This is a genomic window from Micromonospora yangpuensis (genome assembly GCF_900091615.1).
Lineage (GTDB): Bacteria > Actinomycetota > Actinomycetes > Mycobacteriales > Micromonosporaceae > Micromonospora > Micromonospora yangpuensis.
This window is the reverse complement of sequence record NZ_FMIA01000002.1, coordinates 2,537,780-2,555,304: the sequence shown is the minus strand read 5'-3', so window position 1 is coordinate 2,555,304 and position 17,525 is coordinate 2,537,780. Positions and strand designations below refer to the sequence as shown.

Here is a 17,525-nt window from a genome sequence, read left to right as displayed (position 1 = left end):
TTTCCCCACCGGGTACCGCCCGCGCACAGACGCACCGCCAGGCCGGCCGGCGTACCATCCGGGCCGTTCCTCGCGGCCGGAGACAGGGAGCGCTCGTGACGACGACAGGCGACCCGGCCGGGGCGACGGAGCAGGACCCCACGCTGGACCGGCGGCGGACCGGGGTACGGCTGCCCGCCCGGATCCGGCAGCTGAGCTGGACCACCTGGCGTGGGGTGCTGGTGCGCAGCGGGCAGAACTTCGTCAAGGACAACTGCGCGGACCTGGCCGCTGCGCTCACCTACTACGGGGTGCTGGCGCTGTTTCCGTCCACCATCGTGGTGGTCGCCCTGGTCGGGCTGGTCTCCGACGGCGACCGGACCGTGGACACCGTGATCGACCTGGCCCGGGAGATGGGTGCCGGGTCGGTGGTCGGCAACGACAGCTTCGTCGCCGTGGTACGCGGCGTGGTCGAGCAGCAGAGCGGTTCGAAGGCGCTGTTGAGCTTCGGCCTCCTCGGCGCGCTCTGGTCGGCCTCCGGGTTCATCGGCTCCTTCACCCGGGCCTCGAACGCCATCTACGGGGTGACCGAGGGGCGGCCGGTCTACCGGCTGCGCCCACTGCAGATGGGGCTGGCCGGGCTGGCGCTGATCCTGCTCGCCGTGGTGGCGGTCGGGCTGATCGTCAGTGGTCCGGTCGCCGACGCGGTCGGTGACCTGATCGGCGCCGGCGGGCTGGCCCGGAACGCCTGGAGCCTGGTGAAGTGGCCGGTGCTCGCCATGATCATGATGATGTTGCTCTCCATGCTGTTCTGGATCGCACCCAACGTCCAGCAGCCCCGGTTCCGTTGGCTCACCCCGGGCGGGGCGGTGGCCCTGCTCTCCTGGGTGCTGGTCACCTTCGGCTTCGGCCTGTACGTGACCAACTTCGGCTCGTACGACGTCACCTACGGCAGTCTCGGCGCGGTGATCGCCTTCCTGGTGTGGTTGTTCCTGTCCAACTGCGCGTTGATGTTCGGCGTCCAGATCAACGCGGAGGTGCAACGTGGACGGCAGTTGCAGGCGGGTGGGCCTGATCCGGCCGAGCGGATCCTGCCGCCCCGCGCGCCGGCCGACGCCTGAGCTGGCCGGCCGCCCCCGCGAAGCCCGTCGATCGAAAGCACCCCGACGTCCTCCGCTTCTCCGGTTTATCGCGGTCGGCCCCGGGTAGCGCAGAAGGCATGGAACGTGGCAGCAGCAAACACGGACCCCGGCTCGACGAACAGCTGAGCCGGGAGGTCGAGGGCCTGGTCCAGGGGCCGGGCGCCGCCGGGTCCCGGGTCGACGAGTTCCGCCAGGCGGAGCCGGCCGGCGAGGACCAGCCGGAGCCCACCACGGCACCGGCGGGTGACCTGCGCAGCGGCTCCCCGCAGGGGATGACCTCCGGTGACGTCGAGGAGCGCAGCCGCCTCGGCCGGTTCATCGGGCTGTCCGCCCTGCCGGGTGACCGGGACACCCTGGTACGCAACGCCCGGGACAACGACGCCCCCGACGACATCGTGGCCGCGTTGGAAGGTCTGCCCGCTGGTACGACGTACCGGACGGTTTCCGAGGTCTGGGCCGCACTCGGCCACAAGAACGAGACGACGCGCTGGTGACCGGGTCACCCCCGACCCGCCGAGCGCACCCCCACGAGGAGGAGGAAGCCCGATGAGTGGCGTTACCGAGCACGTGGACGTGTCCGTACCGATCCGGACGGCGTACGACCAGTGGACCCAGTTCGAGGAGTTCCCCCACTTCATGGAGGGGGTCGAGGAGGTCCGGCAGATCGACGACAAGACGACCCACTGGCGGGTCGAGATCGCCGGGGTCAAGCGCGAGTTCGACGCCGAGATCACCGAGCAGCTGCCCGACGAGCGGGTCGCCTGGCGGTCGGTGGACGGTTCGCAGCAGGCCGGCGTGGTGACCTTCCACCGCCTCGACGAGAACAGCACCCGGGTCACCCTGCAGCTGGAGTTCGAGCCGCAGGGGGTCGTCGAGCAGGCCGGCGACAAGCTGGGCGTGGTGAAGCGCCGGGCCAAGGGCGACCTGGACCGGTTCAAGCAGTTCATCGAGCGACGCGGTCAGGAGACCGGCGCCTGGCGTGGCCAGGTCGACCGGCCGCAGCCCTGATCGCGGTACCGACCCGACGAGGGCCGCCGGCATCCCGCCGGCGGCCCTCGCGCGTCGGGGGTGCGGCGGGCCCGGCGACCGGCCCGATGGGCGACTGGCCGTCGGGCGCTGCGGTGTCGACCCGATGCGGCCGGTTGCGGCTTTCCGGGCCGGCTACCGTCGTTTGCGACTTCCGGGGCCGGGTACCGCTGCGACATGACCGACAACGACAGCCACGCGTGGCGCGACGAGGACCGTACATCGCTGGAGGAGCTGGACCGGGCGATCGCCCGGTCTCCGGGCGACGGCCAGTCCGACGACGTGACCGGCAACGACGCGGGGGCGGAGGCCATGTTCGGCCATGGCCCCGAGGCGGTGGACCGGGGTGCCTCCCCGACCGGACGCGGCCGTGAGCTGACCGACGAGGAGCGCGCCTACCGTCCCTCCACCACCGGACGGACCGGCCCGGACAACATGTGACCGTCAGGCGGGGGCGGGCCGGCGTCGGGCCGCCACGTGCAGGGCGATCAGCCCGAGGGCGAGCACGAGCAGCGCCGGCCCCAGCGCCTCCACCGAGATCCGGCTGAGCAGGACGCCGATGCCGGCCGGCAGCAGGGCACCGCCCAGCCCGGCGGTGCCGATCTGCAGACCGATGGCCCGGTCCACGTGCACCGGGCCGACCCGGTCGACGGTGGTGAGGGTGAGCAGCGGGAAGACCGGGGCAGCCGCGAACCCGAGCACCGCCAGGCCGAGCACCGCGACCCAGGCCGGGGCGGGCAGCGCGATCAGTGCCGCGCCGGCCGCCATCGCGAGCAGGCTCCCCCGCAGGACCAGGGGCGCGCCCCACCGCTCCGCGACCACACCCTGCACCACCCGCCCGACGAAGAGGCTCCCCCAGTACCCGGAGACGCAGAGGCCGGCCGCCGCCGCGCTCAGCCCGCGTCCCTCGGTCAGCAGCAGGAACGCCCAGAGCCCGGCACCCATCTCGATCGCCACGTAGACGGCGAAGGCCGACGCGCTGAGCCACACCGCCGGCAGCCGCACCGTGTGCCACACCGGGACCACGGCCGGAGCCGGCTTCTTCGTCCCGTCCCGGTCGTCCTGGCCGGCGGTGACCGGCACGGGGGCGAGCCAGGCCCGGACGGTGAGGGCGAAGGCCACCGCGAGGACGAGCTGCGCGGCGGCGACGATGCCGTAGCCCCAGCGCCAGCCCGGCCCGACGCTGACCGCGGCCGTCATGATCAGCGGCCCGATCGCCACCCCGAGGCCGAAAAAGGCGTGCAGCCAGTTCATGTGCCGGGGGCCGAACGCGCCGGCGGCGTACGCGTTGAGCCCCGAGTCGATCGCGCCCGAGCCCAGTCCGAGCAGGAACGCGCAGCCGACCATCAGGGTCAGCCCCGGTGACAGCGCGTACCCGGTGAGCGCCAGGCTCGCCAGCACGGTGCTGCCGGCCAGCAGCCGGCCGACGCCGAGCCGGGCCAGCGTGAACCCGGCGAGCACGCTGGAGCTGAGATAGCCGATGGTGCCGACGGTCAGCAGCACGCCGACGGCCTCGGTGGGCACGCCGAACTCGGTCCGGATCGACGGCCAGCCGACGCCGATCAGCCCGTCGGGCAGGCCGAGGCTGACGAAGGCGAGGTAGGCGAGCAGAAGAAGGGCGGGGCGGGGGCGGACCGGGGTGGAGTGGGACACGGTCTCCCATCCTGCCGCATCCGTTGGAACGACCGGAAGCGGGTTTCGACTCCCCCTAATCGGCAGTTTTCCGCGCCCGGACGGCCACAAGAACGGACAGCCCATCCAGAATCGGCCGATCGGGGGACGGCGTCACGGGCGTGGCGAGTAAGACTTTCGGGATGCATCAGGGCTCCGGATTTCTCACCCCTCGTCAGCGTCGGCTGGCCTGGCTCGGCTTCCTGCTCGCCGCCGTCCAGGCGCCGGTCTCGGCACGGTTCGCCACTGACGACTCGTGGCTGTTCAGCCTCTGCGTGGCGCTGATGGTGGCGACCGTCATCATCGCCGACGACGCCGGTCGGCGCCGTCGGCCGGCGCAGGCACGCTCGGGCGACTAGCCGTCGGGTCGCACGGCCGGGGTGGGGTCGGTGACCTGGCGGATGCCGTACCCACCGAGTGGCCGAGGGCGCCCCGGTGCCCGAGTGGTTAGCCTCGGTGCTCATGCGTCCGTCGAACGACCGGGTCAGCACCGGTACCGCCATCGGGTCGACCCGGTCCACCCTGACCGGTCTCGCCGCCTCCGTCGGTACCGTCGGGCTCACCGAGGCCGGTCTCCGGCCCGCCCTGCTGGCCGTGGTCGACCAGCACGCCGCGGCGATCCGGGACAGCCTCGACGGTGACCGGCAGCCGCTGACCCCGGCGGCCCTCGCCGGCTACGCCGAGGGGCTGCGCGACGCCGCGCGGGAGGCGGGCTGGCCGCCGTCGTCCGGCCCGGTCGACTGGGCCGAGCCGGACTGGCTGCTCACCCGCCTGCTCGCGGTCTGCGCGCTGGCCCGCTCCCTGCCGACGGCCCCGCTCCCACCCGCACCGGCCTGAGACCGCACGGACCACCGGCCGGTCGTCTGGTCGACGGCCGGGGGCGCCCGCGACGATCGCGGACGCCCCCGGTGCCGGGACCGCTGCGGTCAGCGGCGGAACTGCTGGGTTTCGTCGCCGACACCGGCCGAGCCGTAGCCCGGACCGCCCCGGGAGCCGGTCATCTGCTCCTCGGCCCGCCCGAAGGCCTGGGTCGGTTCCCCGGCCCGGTCGGCCATCTGCCGCTCGTAGTCGCTGCGGCCCATCGAGCGGCCCTGCCGGTGTTCCCGGACCGCCCGGGACTCCTCGGCGGCCCGGTCCAGCCAGCCGTCCCAGCGACTCTGCATCGGCCGGACCAGACCACCACCGACCCCGACGATCAGGATGCCGGCGATCGTGGCCAGCACCGCGATCAGCACCGGCGTGGTCACCGTGGTGGCGATACCCACCTGGTTCAGCGCCGCGATCACGCCGAGGGCGAGGATGAAGATCGCGGTCACGTCGGCGAGCACCCGGCCATACGACAGCCCGCCCAGCGCACCGCTGACCAGGTCCCGTACCGCGTTGGCGATGGCCGCGGCGATGACCACGATGACGATCGCCACGAACGCCCGGGGCAGCCAGGCGACCACCCCTCGGATCAGGTCCGAGATCGCGTTCGGCCCCCACACCCCGAAGGCGAACTGCAGGGTGAACAGCAGCACCGCGTAGTAGGCCAACCGCGCCAGGATGTCACTGGCGTCGTACCTGGTGCGTTCCAGTGCGCGGCGGATGCCGCCGCGTTCGACCGCCCGGTCGAACCCCACCCGTTCCAGTGCCGCGTCGACGATCTTGAGGACGGCTCGGGCGATGAGCCAACCCACCACGAGGATCACGATGAACGCGACGGCCCGCGGTACGAAGAGCAGCACCGACCTCCACATGTCGGCCAGGGCGTCACCAACGGCGTTCTGTCGCCCGACCGCGAGGCTTTCCTGCATGATGTCCCTCCTGTCGCATGAACTAGCGCCGGCCGCATACCCGGTCGCCGGGGCAGCACGCCGGTGAGGCTGATCCGTTTTTCCGGACATGGCCCGCCAGATCGACACCGACCAGGGCGAAGAGGTCGCAGGTGGCGTGCGGTAGCGCCGCGGCATCCATGATCGATAACAGCGGTGGGCGACTGGGGCTAGGCTGCGGTCATGCCAGGCATGGTCGGGCGAGTGCCCACTTCCGCAGCTGCCGTTCCGGGGGCCCGCAGCGCCCACGGCACGGCGTCGGCCATCCTCGGCCACCCGTGGGGCGGCACCGCGCTCGGTCCGCCGGACTCCTGGGACCCGGCGGTACGGGCCGTGGTGGACCTGGTGCTCTCCTCCCCGGTGCCGATGGCGCTGGCCTACGGCGACCAGTTGGTGCTGCTCTACAACGACGGCTACGCCGAGTTGATCGGCGACCGGCACCCGGCGGCGATCGGCCGTCCGGCCGCCGAGGTCTTCGTCGACGTGTGGCATCTGCCCGGGGTGGGCGACGTGCTGGAGCGCACCTACCGGCAGGGCGAGTCCGTGCTGGAGAAGGAGGCGGTCCTACCGGTCGACCGACGCGACGGCCATGCTGCCGAGCAGGCCACCTTCACCCGGGGGCACTCCCCGGTACGCGACAGCGCCGGCCGGGTCGTCGGCGTGTTGACGGTCGCCGCGCAGACCACCCAGGTGACCAACCACCTGGAGAGCCTGAGCGACTTCGCCGCCGCGCTCGCGGGCACGCTCACCCTCGACGACGTGGCCCGGGTCGCGCTGCGGTACGCCCTGGACGCTTTCGACGCCGACCGGGTGGCGTTCGCCGTGGACGACCCCGGTGGTTGGCGGACCGTCCGCCGGGTCCGTGGCGAGCTGCTCGACGAGGCCGACGAGCGGTTGCCGCCGTTGTGGCGACGGGTCTCCGGCGACTCCACCGCCCCCCTGGCGGTGACCGCGCGCAGCGGGGTGCCGATCTTCACCCCCGACGGTCAACCGATGCGCGAGCACGCGGTGGACCGGCACGACCAGAAGGTACGGGCCCTGGCCTCGGTGCCGCTGCGCAGCGCGGTGGTCCGGGGCGGGTTGGCCGTCGGCTACCACCAGGCGCATCCCTGGTCGGCGGCGGAGCGGGCGCTGTTGTCGGCCTCGGCGGAGCTGGTCGGTCAGGCCACCGAACGGGCCCGTCGGTTCGAGACCCAGCACGGCACCGCCCAACTGCTACAGCGCAGCATGCTGCCGGAGCACCTGCCGGACCTGCCCCGGCTGCGGATCGCCGCCCGCTACGATCCCGGCGTCGACGGCAACGCCGCCGGCGGTGACTTCTACGACGCGTTCCTGCTGCCCACGGGCGGGCTGGGCGTGGTCCTCGGCGACGTCGCCGGGCACGACGTACAGGCGGCGGCCCGGATGGGGCAGGTCCGCGCCGCGCTGCGCGCTCTGGCGCTCGCCGATCCGCGTCCGGACGCGGTGCTGACCGGCCTGGACCGGCTGGTCGCCAGCCTGGGTGCCGAGGCCGGCACCCACGAGCTCTTCGTGACCGTGGTCTTCGGTGTGATCGACGCCGACCGCCGGTCGATCACCCTGGCCAGCGCCGGACACCCCGCGCCGCTGCTGCGCCGCTCAGCCCCGGGACAGCCCCGCGCGGAGTACCTCGACCTGCCGACCGGGGCACCGTTGGGCCTCGGTTGCCGGCCCCGCACCGCCACCATGGCCTTCGCCCCCGGCGACACGCTGCTGCTGTTCAGCGACGGGGTGGTGGAACGACGTCAGCAGAGCCTCTCGGTGGGGCTGGCCCGCCTCGCCGACGTCGTCGCCGAGGCGACCAGCGGCGACCCCCGGGCACTCTGCGCCGTGGCCACGGCCGCCGTCGCGGGGGCCACCGAGGACGACGTGGCGGTGCTGGCCGTGGAGTACGCGGTGCGGCCCAGCCGCTCGGCCGCCATGGAGATGCCGGCGGAGCCCACCGCCCCGAGCCGGGTACGGCACTGGATGACCGAGCAGCTCACCGAGTGGCAGGTGCCGGAGACGATCGTCGGCGCGGCGGTGTTGTGCACCAGCGAGCTGACCACCAACGCGTTGCTGCACGCCGGGACGGCCGCCCGGGTGGAGATCGACCTGAGCGCCGAGCGGCTGCTGGTCTCGGTCTCCGACTCGGGCACCCGGGGCACGGTGACCCGGGCCCAGACCGACACGCTGAGCAGCCGGGGCCGGGGCCTCGGCCTGATCGAGCAGCTCAGCGACGCCTGGGGCACCGACCCGACGGTACGGGGCTCGACCGTCTGGTTCGAGATCCTCCTGCCGGCCGGCTAAACCACACCGGCGCGGCCGGAGTCACCCGACGGCGGTGAGCCGGTCGGCGAGGGCCCGGCCGAGGTCGCGGCCGGAGAGCCAGGCGCTCTGCACCCGGGGCCGACCGGAGAAGGCGTCGCCGGCCAGCCCGACGCCCTCGTCGTCGAGGTGGTACCCGGGGCCGTCGAGCCGTGGGCCGGCCACCGGTTTGGCGTAGGTCCACCGGTGCACGTGGACCTGCTCGGCGGCTCCGGTGAGGCCGAGCAGTTCCGCCGTGGCCCGGGCTACGGCCGGCCCGGCCGCCTCGGGCCCGCTCAGGTGTGCGGCGGCGAAGTCGCTGGTGGTGTGCGCGACCAGCACCGATGCCTGGTCACCGCGCCGGTCACCGTCGTCGCAGACCAGCGTGAGCACCGGATGGTCGTTGACGAACGCGCCGTGGAAGTCCGGCCAGCACCGGGCCGGATAGCGCAGGACCACCGCGAGCACCGGCGCGAACCGTTGCCCCCGGGCGACCCGGCCGGCTTCGGTCAGCGCCGGGTCGAGCAGCCGCGCCGCCTGCGGACCCGGCATGGCCAGGGCCACCGCGCGGTGCCGGTGACCGTCGACCGTCGGCCCCGGTCCGACCGCCCCGACCGGTCGTTCGAGGGTCACCGGCAACTCTCCGGCCGCCTGGGCGACCAGGGACCGCAGCCCGCCGGGCGCCGCCCAACGGGTCGGCCCGCGCACCTCCCGCCGGCCGTCGGGTCCGTAGGCGAGGAAGGTGTCGGTCCACTCCCGGGCCAGTCCGGCCGCCTGCCAGCGTCGCACCACCACGGCGAAGTCGGGGTCGTCGACGGTGAAGTAGGCGGCGCCGAGGTCCACCGGCCGGTCGTCGAGGCGTCGGCTCGCCATCCGGCCGCCGGGCACCCGGGCCCGGTCCCGGACCTCCACGGGTACGCCCGCCCGGAGCAGTTCGGCCGCGCACGCCGTTCCGGCGATGCCCGCCCCGACCACCACCACACCCGCCCGCTCCGCCGTCACCCGGTGATCGTATGCGGTGGTGCGCCCCGCCGCCGGGGTCCGCCCGGGCCATCGGATCCAGCCGAGGTCTTCACATGTCCGCAACCGGCCCGTAGTTTTGACCTCGCGGGCGTGGGAGCGCTTCCAAGGGCGAACGTCGATGTCACTCGAACGAGGAGCACTGATGAGGAGAAAGTCAGGGCTGGTCGCGGCCGTCGCGTCCAGCGCCGTCGCCGTGCTGGCGACCGCCGGTGCGGTCGCGCTCGGCCAACCGGCGGCGGCCGCCGCCGACTCCGCCTTCTACGTCGACCCGCAGACCGGCGCCGCCACCTGGGTGGCGCAGAACCCCAACGACCCCCGCGCGGCGGTGATCCGCGACCGGATCGCCAACGTGCCGCAGGCCCGCTGGTACACCACTACCAACACCAGCACGGTACGGTCCCAGGTGGACGCCTTCGTCGGCGCGGCAGCCGCCGCCGGCAAGATCCCGATCATGGTGGTCTACAACATCCCCAACCGCGACTGCAGCGGGGCCAGCAGCGGCGGCGCGCCCAACCACGACGCGTACCGGCAGTGGGTGGACCAGGTCGCGGCGGGCCTGGCCGGCCGACCGGCGACCATCGTGCTGGAACCGGACGTGCTGCCGCTGATGACCAGCTGCCAGACGCCCGCCCAGCAGACCGAGACCCGAGCGTCGATGGCGTACGCGGGCAAGAAGCTCAAGGCCGGCTCGGGCCAGGCGAAGGTCTACTTCGACGCCGGCCACTCGGCCTGGCTGACCCCTTCGGAGGCCGCCAACCGGCTCACCGGCGCCGACATCGCCAACAGCGCCGACGGCATCTCGGTGAACGTGTCGAACTACCGCAGCACCGCCGAGGCGGTCTCCTGGGCCAGGCAGGTCATCGCCGCGACCGGGGTGAACCGGCTCAAGGCCGTCATCGACACCAGCCGCAACGGCAACGGGCCGGCCGGCTCCGAGTGGTGCGACCCGCCGGGCCGGGCGATCGGCACGCCGAGCACCACCGCCACCGGCGACTCGGCGATCGACGCGTTCCTCTGGATCAAGCTGCCCGGGGAGTCCGACGGCTGCATCGGGCCGGCCGGACAGTTCGTCCCGCAGCGGGCGTACGACCTGGCCGTCGCCGCCGGACCGGTCACCACGCCGCCGACGACCCCACCGACCACCCCACCCACGACGCCGCCGACGACTCCCCCGACCACCCCGCCCACGACGCCGCCGACCACCCCGCCGGCGGCGGGTGGGTGCGCGGTGACCTGGACGCCCAACTCGTGGAACGGCGGGTTCACCGCCGAACTGCGGGTGACCAACCGGTCCGCCGCGATCAACGGCTGGACGCTCGCCTTCGACGTCGCCGCCGGGGTCCAGTTGACCAGCGGCTGGAACGGTGAGTGGAGCCAGTCGGGCAACCGGATCACCGCCCGCAACGTGGCCTGGAACGGGAGCCTGCCCACCGGCGGCACCGTCTCCATCGGCTTCCAGGGCACCCAGTCCGGTGCCAACGTGCCCATTCCGAGCAGCTTCACCCTCAACGGCAGCACCTGCGGCTGACCGTCGGCCCCCTGTCGTCGCGGTCGCGACGACAGGGGGCCGCCCTCAGGCGCCCTGACCCTGGTTCTGCATCAGCCCGCCGTCCATGAAGTACGTCGAGCCGGTGACGTAGTCGGCGTCGTCGCTGGCCAGGAAGACCGCCAACCTACCGATCTCCTGCGGCTGCGCGGCCCGCTTCCACGGGATGCTCTGCACCTGCTCGTCCAGGTACTTCGGGTTGTCGATGGCCTCCTGGTTGAACGGGGTCAGCACCATCCCGGGACCGATGTTGTTCACGTTCAGGTGCATCGGGGCGACCTCCAGGGCCAGGCTCTTGGCGAACTCGAGCATCGCACCCTTGCTGGAGTCGTAGTCCGCACCACCGGCCCGGGCCACCTCCTGGTGCACCGAGGTGATGTTGATGATCTTGCCCCGGCCGCCCTGGTCCCGGCGGTGCCGTACGAACCGCCGCGAGCAGAAGAACGTGCCGTACAGGTTGGTCCGGATGGCCCGGTCCCAGGTCTCGGTGTCCAGGTCGGCCACCTGGATGCCGGAGGCGTCCACCCCGGCGTCGTTCATCAGGATGTCCAGGCTGCCGAAGGAGTCCAACGCCTCGTCGAACATTGCCTCCACCTGAGCCTCGTCGCTGATGTCACCCTGGATCACCGTGGCCCGCCGGCCGGCGGCCTCCACCTGCTGCCGGGTGTGGTTGGCACCGTCGTGGTCGTGCAGGTAGTGCACCACCACGTCGGCGCCCTCCCGGCCGAACTCGATCGCCGTCGCCTGCCCGATCCCCGAGTCCGAACCGGTGATCAGCGCGGTCCGTCCGTCCAGTCGTCCGGTCATCGGCGTGCTCCTTCCCTCCGACCCGCACCGACCGGCACGGGTTGTTCGTCCGCCTCGGTCAGTCGGCCCGCGGCGTTGATCAGCCCGATGTGGCTGAACGCCTGCGGGAAGTTGCCGAGCTGCTCCGAGGTGACCTGGTCGATCTGTTCGGCGAAGAGGCCAAGGTCGTTGGTGCGGGCGGCCAGCTGCTCGAAGAGCCGGCCGGCCCGGTCCCGCTGACCGGCCAGCGCCAGGCAGCCCACCAGCCAGAACGAGCAGATGACGAAGCCGGCCGGATCGCCGTCGAAGCGTCGGAGCAAGCCGTCGTGGGACAGTCGCCGCTCGATCACCTCGATGGTGGAGAGCATCCGGTCGTCGTCGGCGGGCAGGAAACCCACCAGCGGCATGAGCAGCACCGAGGCATCCAGCTCAGCGGAGTCGAAGGCCCCGGTGTACGCGCCGAGCGGCGCGTGCCACCCCCGGGTCAGCACCGCATCGCGAACCTCGTCGCGCGCCGCCGCCCAGCCCGCGACCTCACCGGCGTCGCCGAGCCGGGGACCGAAACGTACCGCCCGGTCCAGCGCCGTCCAGCACTGCACCTTCGAGGACACGTAGTGCCGGTTGGCGTCGCGCGCCTCCCACATGCCGGCGTCCGGCTCCCGCCAGGCCCGGGTCGCCTGGTCGGCCAGTGCCCGCAGCAGTTGCCGTACCTCGGGCTCCATCGGGTCCAGGTAGTGCCGCATCAACCAGGCCGCGTCGAGCACCTCACCGAGTACGTCGGTCTGCCGCTGCCGCCACGCGTCGTTGCCGACGAGGACGGGCTGGCTGTCGGCGTACCCGCGCAGGTGGTCCAGCCGGTGTTCGGTGAGGTCGCGTTCGCCCTGGACGCCGTACATGATGGGCACCGGTTCGTCGCCGATGCGGCCCATCGCCCGGGCGACCCAGGAGAACTGCCGGTTGGCCTCGTCCGGACAGGCGGCCCGCCAGAGCGCCTGCAGGGTGAGGCTGAAGTCGCGGACCCAGACGAAGCGGTAGTCGTAGTTGCGGTCCCCGCCGAGCTGTTCCGGCAGGCTGGTCGTGGCGGCGGCCACCACCGCGCCGCTGGGCTGGTACGTCATTCCCTGCACCACCATCGCGCTGCGCCGGACCTGGTCACGGTAGCGCCCCCGGTAGTCGTGCAGCCCGGCCCACGACCGCCAGCCGGCCGTCGCGTTCGCGACCACCTGCCCGGCGTCCGGCGTGGGGGGCGGCCCACCGTCGTAGGTGGGCGCGTAGCCGAGGCTGAACCGGTACCGCTGTCCGGCCGAGACGGTGAACTCGGCGGTGGCCTCCCCCTCGCCGCAGGTCATCGGCACCTCGCCACGCAGCGTCAGGCGGGCCGCCCCCGCGGTGGCGTCGATCCGGGCGACGCCCACCGCACCGGCGACGTGCCGGTCCACGCCCTCGTCCCGGCCGACCAGGTAGGCGGTGACCCGGCCGTACTCGAAGCGGGGCCGGTAGTGCAGCCGCATCGGCACCTCACCGGAGAGCCCCTCGACGACCCGGGCGAGCACTCCCGGCGAGCGTAGGCCGATCTCGTGTCCACGTACGTCCGGCGCGAGCGCCAACGCGTCGGTCACCGCGACCGCCCCGTGCCGGGTGGTGAAGACGGTACGCAGCACGAGCGTGTCGTCGAGGTAGGACCGGTCCACGCTGAAGGCGTCGACCGGCCGGATCGACCAGTGTCCGGCGTCGTCGTCCAGGATCCGCCCGAAGACCGACGGGGCGTCGAAGCGCTCCGGGCACCACCAGTTCACCGACCCGGCCCGGTCCACCAGGGCCGCGCTGCGGCCGTCGGCCAGGAAGCCGTGTTCGCTGATTCGTCCGCTGTCCACGTGCGTGGCTACCCGGGCCGCCGGGGCAGCATTCCCCGGTCGGGGGCCGACATCCGACCCCGGCCCCGGGTTACCCCGTCGGGCCAGGCGGGAAAGCGACGCGGGACCGAAGGAGGTTGCTCATGACCAGTGGCCCGACAACCAGAACGGCCTGGCAGCCCGGCGGCACCAACCTTCCGTCCGGGCCGGCGGGCTGGCCCAGCGCGCCCAGTGGGAACGGGCACGGACCCGACGTCGGCGCACCGGCGGTGACGATCGGTTCGTACCCGGACTATCCGTCCGCCCAACGGGTGGTGGACTTCCTGGCGGACAACCGGTTCCCGGTGGAGCACACCGCCATCGTCGGGACGAACCTCACCCTGGTGGAGACGGTGCTCGGGCGGCTGAACACCGGCCGGGCAGCGTTGATCGGCGCCGGTACCGGCGCCTGGTTCGGTCTCTTCATCGGCCTGCTCTTCGGGATCTTCACGATCGGCAACTGGCTGGCGGTGATCCTGGTCGGGCTGGTGATCGGGGCGATCTGGGGCGCGGTGTTCGGCGCGGTGGCGCACGCGATGTCCGGTGGGCAGCGCGACTTCACCTCGGCCAGTTCACTGCGTGCCGGTCAGTACGCGGTCACTGTCGACGCGCAGGTTGCCGACCAGGCCCGGCAGTTGCTGGGCCGGCTGCACCAGCAGCCCACCGGCTGACCCGCGCCCGACCGGCCGGCGGACCTCGGATGTCCCGGGTTCGCCGGCACCTTTCAAAGTGCAAGAAAGCTTCCCCGTCATCTTCCCGTGGCCCAGCTCACGCTCACTGCAGCGGGGTTGTCAAAATTTGAAAGAGTGCTACTGTAGCCCACATGATCGAGAGCCTGGACAGTGCGCGGATGGCCGCGTGGCGCGCCTACATCGAGGCGAGCCAGCGACTCTCCACCCAGTTGGAGGAGGATCTGCGCGCCGACAGCGGGTTGAGCTTCGCCGACTACCACGTGCTGGTGCTGCTCTCCGAGGCACCCGGGCAACGCCTGCGGATGGGTGACCTGGCCAGCCGGCTGGTCTTCTCACCCAGCCGGTTGACGTACCAGATCTCCACCATGTCCCGGCGCGGCCTGGTGGCCCGGCAGTCCTGCGCCGAGGACGGTCGGGGCAGTGAGGCGGTGCTCACCGCCGCCGGTCTGCTCACCCTGCGCGAGGCCGCCCCGCACCACCTGGCCTCGGTCCGGCACCACCTGATGGACGACCTCGACGACGCCGAGATCGCCTGCCTCACCCGGGTCTTCACCCGACTCGGCAACCGCCTGCGCGCCGCCCGCGACGCGTCGACCACCACACGTCAGGAGTGATCACGATGCCCGCTGTCACCGTCGACGACGTCCTCGTCCTGCCCCGGCTGCCCCGCCTCGACGAGGCCACCGACTACCGGCCGGTCACCCGGCTGATCACCGCGCCCAGCGGCTACGAGGGCGAGGGCTTCCCGGTCCGCCGGGCCTTCGCCGGCGTGCCCATGCACGAGCTGGACCCCTTCATCCATCTGGACCAGATGGGCGAGGTGGACTACGCCCCTGGTGAGCCCAAGGGCACCTCCTGGCACCCGCACCGCGGGTTCGAGACGGTCACCTACATCATCGACGGCGTCTTCGACCACCAGGACTCCCACGGTGGCGGCGGCACCATCACCAACGGCGACACCCAGTGGATGACCGCCGGCAGCGGCCTGCTGCACATCGAGGCGCCGCCGGAGCACCTGGTCACCAGCGGGGGCCTCTTCCACGGCCTCCAGCTCTGGGTCAACCTGCCCCGGGTGGCCAAGATGAGCCAACCGAAGTACCAGGACATCCGGGGCCGGGAGTCCGCACTGCTCACCACGCCGGACGGGGGCGCGCTGATCCGGGTGATCGCCGGGGAGATCGCCGGGCACCGGGGGCCGGGCTCGACGCACACCCCGATCACCATCACCCACGTCACCCTCCAGCCCGGCGCGCAGCTGGACCTGCCCTGGCGCGCCGACTTCAACGCGCTGGTCTACGTGCTGGGCGGTCGGGGCACCGTCGGCACCGACCGTCGTCCGGTGCACACCGGACAGTTGGCGGTACACGGCCCAGGCGACGCACTACGGGTCACCGCGGACGACCGGCAGGACGGCAACACCCCGGCGCTGGACCTGTACATCATGGGCGGTCAGCCGATCCGGGAGCCGGTGGCACACTACGGGCCATTCGTGATGAACACCCGTGCGGAGCTGATCCAGGCCGTCGAGGACTTCCAGGCCGGAAAGCTCGGCGTGGTGCCCGCCGAGCGGTTGCCGCATACCGGCGGCCAGGGTTCCCGCCCCTGACCTGCCGATCTGCGTGGGCGGGCGGCCCGGATCCCCGGGGCGCCCGCCGGCTGGGGTCAGGAGACGGCGAAGATCCCGGCCACCCCGAGGATCACCATCAGCAGCACCGCCACCAGGGCGCCGCCCTCGCTCTCCACCGCCTGCTCGGGCTCCTCGGTCACCGCCGTCGTCGGGTTGGGAGTGGTTTCCATGGGCATGGTGGGGCCTCCTCGGTTGTCGCGTCGGGTGGCCGCCGACGGGCGGGCACGATCAGGCGCAGACGCCGGTCAGCGTGCGGGCCCACGGCGGGGGTCCTACCGTGAGGACGGTGTCGACCTCTGGAGGCTGGAACGTGCCGACGCAGGACTGGTTTCTCACTGCTGCCGAACGCGCCAACCCGGCCTCTGGGTTACCCGTCTGGAGCAGCGGAAACCTGGCCGAGCCGCTGATTCACGGCGCGGCGTACTTCGATCGCCTGGCCCGTGCGGTCGACGCGATGACCGCCGGTGACCACCTCTTCTTCACCGACTGGCGGGGCGACCCGGACCAGCGGCTACGCCCGGACGGCCCGACGGTGGCCCAGGTGTTCGCCCGGGCCGCCCAGCGTCAGGTGGTGGTCAAGGGCCTGATCTGGCGTTCGCACCTGGACGTCCTGTCCTACAGCCACCAGGAGAACCGCAGCCTCAGCGAGACGGTCTCGGCCGCCGGTGGGGAGGTACTGCTCGACCAGCGGGTCCGCCGCGGCGGGTCGCACCACCAGAAACTGGTGGTGCTGCGCCATCCGAACGCCCCGGAACGGGACATCGCGTTCGCCGGTGGGATAGACCTCTGCCACAGCAGGCGGGACGACGCGGAGCACCACGGCGACCCACAGGCGATCCGGATGTCGCCCCGTTACGGCGACCGTCCCCCGTGGCACGACGTGCAGTTGGCGATCCGGGGGCCGGCGGTCGGCGCGCTGGACACCGCTTTCCGGGAGCGGTGGACCGACCCGATGCCGCTGGACTCGGAGAACCCGATGGCCTATCTACGGGACCGGCTGCGCGGGGCGGACCTGCGCCCCGACCCGCTGCCCGACCAGCCGGCCGACCCGCCGCCCTGCGGCCCGCACCAGGTCCAGGTGCTGCGCACCTATCCGGCGGTGCGCCCCCGGTACTCCTTCGCCCCCGACGGGGAACGCACCGTGGCCCGGGGCTACACCAAGGCCGTCCGCCGGGCCCGCAGGCTGATCTACCTGGAGGACCAGTACCTCTGGTCCACCGAGGTGGCCGACCTGTTCGCCAACGCCCTGCGGGACAATCCGAGGCTGCACCTGGTGGCGGTGGTCCCCCGCCATCCGGACGTGGACGGCCGGCTGGCGTTGCCGCCGAACATGGTGGGGCGCGAGCAGGCGCTGGCGCTGTGCGAGAAGGCCGCCCCGGACCGGGTGCACGTCTTCGACGTGGAGAACCACGAGGGGACCCCGGTCTACGTGCACGCGAAGGTCTGCGTGGTCGACGACGTCTGGGCCAGCGTGGGCAGTGACAACTTCAACCGCCGATCCTGGACCCACGACAGCGAGTTGTCCTGTGCCGTGCTCGACGACACCCGGGACACCCGCAGTCCTCACGATCCGGCCGGGCGGGGTGACGGAGCCCGGACCTTCGCCCGTGACCTGCGGCTGCGGTTGTGGCGCGAGCACCTGGACCGGGACCCGGACGGCGCCGACGACGCCGACCTGCTGGCCCCGGAGCGCGCGGTGCGGGCGATCAGCGAGGCCGCCGAGGCCCTGCAACGGTGGTACGACGGCGGGCGGGTCGGACCCCGCCCACCCGGCCGGCTGCGGCCACACCGCCCGCGGCGACTGCCCTGGCACACCCGGGCCTGGGCGCTGCCCGCCTACCGGTTGTTCTACGACCCGGATGGCCGTCCGCTCCGGGCTCGACTCGCCGGAACCTGGTGACCATCCGAAGCCAAACGCCCGATATGACCGCTTAGTGAGTTGAAATCACTTAAGTACATCAGCCTTTCGGCTGGATTTCACGGGCCCGATCAGGCTAAGGTTGCTCCCGAACGGACATCTCAA

The 17,525-nt window shown here is 72.6% G+C and carries 18 protein-coding genes; 12 read left to right on the top strand and 6 right to left on the bottom strand.

Annotated elements, in window-relative coordinates:
• Positions 1-95: 95 nt before the first annotated feature.
• The 4 genes from GA0070617_RS11645 to GA0070617_RS11630 all read left to right on the top strand — a co-directional run bounded on the left by GA0070617_RS11645 (position 96) and on the right by GA0070617_RS11630 (position 2,588).
• Positions 96-1,100, top strand: a complete 1,005-nt coding sequence (locus GA0070617_RS11645) for a YihY/virulence factor BrkB family protein (RefSeq protein WP_373868342.1) — start codon at positions 96-98, stop codon at positions 1,098-1,100.
• A 98-nt stretch (positions 1,101-1,198) separates the two neighbouring features.
• Positions 1,199-1,615 (top strand): DUF2795 domain-containing protein, encoded by a 417-nt coding sequence (locus GA0070617_RS11640; RefSeq protein ID WP_091436385.1) that lies wholly within the window; start codon positions 1,199-1,201, stop codon positions 1,613-1,615.
• 52 nt (positions 1,616-1,667) lie between these two features.
• Complete coding sequence (locus GA0070617_RS11635; protein ID WP_091436383.1) at positions 1,668-2,129, top strand: SRPBCC family protein; 462 nt, start codon at positions 1,668-1,670, stop codon at positions 2,127-2,129.
• A 195-nt stretch (positions 2,130-2,324) separates the two neighbouring features.
• Positions 2,325-2,588, top strand: a complete 264-nt coding sequence (locus tag GA0070617_RS11630) for a hypothetical protein (RefSeq protein WP_091436381.1) — start codon at positions 2,325-2,327, stop codon at positions 2,586-2,588.
• Positions 2,589-2,591: 3 nt separating this feature from the next.
• Here GA0070617_RS11630 and GA0070617_RS11625 read toward each other — a convergent pair whose 3' ends face one another.
• Positions 2,592-3,800 carry an MFS transporter gene (locus GA0070617_RS11625; RefSeq protein WP_217628787.1) on the bottom strand — a complete coding sequence of 403 codons (1,209 nt, stop codon included), beginning with the start codon at positions 3,798-3,800 and terminating at the stop codon, positions 2,592-2,594.
• A 161-nt stretch (positions 3,801-3,961) separates the two neighbouring features.
• Between GA0070617_RS11625 and GA0070617_RS11620 the strand changes: the two genes are divergently transcribed.
• Entirely contained in the window at positions 3,962-4,177 is a 216-nt protein-coding gene (locus tag GA0070617_RS11620) for a hypothetical protein (RefSeq protein WP_091436377.1), read from the top strand.
• Between the two features lie 103 nt (positions 4,178-4,280).
• Positions 4,281-4,655 carry a DUF6401 family natural product biosynthesis protein gene (locus GA0070617_RS11615; protein ID WP_091446255.1) on the top strand — a complete coding sequence of 125 codons (375 nt, stop codon included), beginning with the start codon at positions 4,281-4,283 and terminating at the stop codon, positions 4,653-4,655.
• A gap of 89 nt (positions 4,656-4,744) precedes the next feature.
• On the opposite strand, the gene GA0070617_RS11610 is transcribed toward GA0070617_RS11615, so the two are convergent.
• Entirely contained in the window at positions 4,745-5,614 is an 870-nt protein-coding gene (locus GA0070617_RS11610; RefSeq protein WP_091436375.1) for a mechanosensitive ion channel family protein, read from the bottom strand.
• Between the two features lie 201 nt (positions 5,615-5,815).
• Between GA0070617_RS11610 and GA0070617_RS11605 the strand changes: the two genes are divergently transcribed.
• Positions 5,816-7,939: a SpoIIE family protein phosphatase gene (locus tag GA0070617_RS11605; protein WP_091436373.1), complete on the top strand. Its 2,124-nt coding sequence runs from the start codon at positions 5,816-5,818 to the stop codon at positions 7,937-7,939.
• A 21-nt stretch (positions 7,940-7,960) separates the two neighbouring features.
• Here GA0070617_RS11605 and GA0070617_RS11600 read toward each other — a convergent pair whose 3' ends face one another.
• Complete coding sequence (locus GA0070617_RS11600) at positions 7,961-8,917, bottom strand: NAD(P)/FAD-dependent oxidoreductase (protein WP_091446253.1); 957 nt, start codon at positions 8,915-8,917, stop codon at positions 7,961-7,963.
• 184 nt (positions 8,918-9,101) lie between these two features.
• Between GA0070617_RS11600 and GA0070617_RS11595 the strand changes: the two genes are divergently transcribed.
• Positions 9,102-10,487 carry a glycoside hydrolase family 6 protein gene (locus GA0070617_RS11595; protein ID WP_091436370.1) on the top strand — a complete coding sequence of 462 codons (1,386 nt, stop codon included), beginning with the start codon at positions 9,102-9,104 and terminating at the stop codon, positions 10,485-10,487.
• A 45-nt stretch (positions 10,488-10,532) separates the two neighbouring features.
• Here GA0070617_RS11595 and GA0070617_RS11590 read toward each other — a convergent pair whose 3' ends face one another.
• Both GA0070617_RS11590 and GA0070617_RS11585 read right to left on the bottom strand, forming a co-directional pair.
• Positions 10,533-11,312, bottom strand: a complete 780-nt coding sequence (locus GA0070617_RS11590; protein ID WP_091436367.1) for a glucose 1-dehydrogenase — start codon at positions 11,310-11,312, stop codon at positions 10,533-10,535.
• Entirely contained in the window at positions 11,309-13,165 is a 1,857-nt protein-coding gene (locus tag GA0070617_RS11585; RefSeq protein ID WP_091436365.1) for a glycoside hydrolase family 15 protein, read from the bottom strand. The genes GA0070617_RS11590 and GA0070617_RS11585 overlap by 4 nt, the downstream gene beginning before the upstream one ends.
• A 122-nt stretch (positions 13,166-13,287) precedes the next feature.
• On the opposite strand from GA0070617_RS11585, the gene GA0070617_RS11580 reads away from it, so the two are divergent.
• The 3 genes from GA0070617_RS11580 to GA0070617_RS11570 all read left to right on the top strand — a co-directional run bounded on the left by GA0070617_RS11580 (position 13,288) and on the right by GA0070617_RS11570 (position 15,481).
• Positions 13,288-13,854, top strand: coding sequence for a general stress protein (locus GA0070617_RS11580; RefSeq protein ID WP_091436363.1), 567 nt, complete (start codon positions 13,288-13,290; stop codon positions 13,852-13,854).
• 152 nt (positions 13,855-14,006) lie between these two features.
• Entirely contained in the window at positions 14,007-14,489 is a 483-nt protein-coding gene (locus GA0070617_RS11575; RefSeq protein WP_091436360.1) for a MarR family winged helix-turn-helix transcriptional regulator, read from the top strand.
• Positions 14,490-14,494: 5 nt separating this feature from the next.
• Positions 14,495-15,481 carry a pirin family protein gene (locus GA0070617_RS11570; RefSeq protein WP_091446250.1) on the top strand — a complete coding sequence of 329 codons (987 nt, stop codon included), beginning with the start codon at positions 14,495-14,497 and terminating at the stop codon, positions 15,479-15,481.
• Between the two features lie 56 nt (positions 15,482-15,537).
• On the opposite strand, the gene GA0070617_RS32015 is transcribed toward GA0070617_RS11570, so the two are convergent.
• Positions 15,538-15,672 (bottom strand): hypothetical protein, encoded by a 135-nt coding sequence (locus tag GA0070617_RS32015; RefSeq protein WP_280519286.1) that lies wholly within the window; start codon positions 15,670-15,672, stop codon positions 15,538-15,540.
• Between the two features lie 140 nt (positions 15,673-15,812).
• Between GA0070617_RS32015 and GA0070617_RS11565 the strand changes: the two genes are divergently transcribed.
• The gene (locus tag GA0070617_RS11565) at positions 15,813-17,402 is read left to right on the top strand and encodes a phospholipase D family protein (protein WP_091436358.1); all 1,590 of its coding nucleotides are present in this window, start codon (positions 15,813-15,815) and stop codon (positions 17,400-17,402) included.
• Positions 17,403-17,525: the final 123 nt, after the last annotated feature.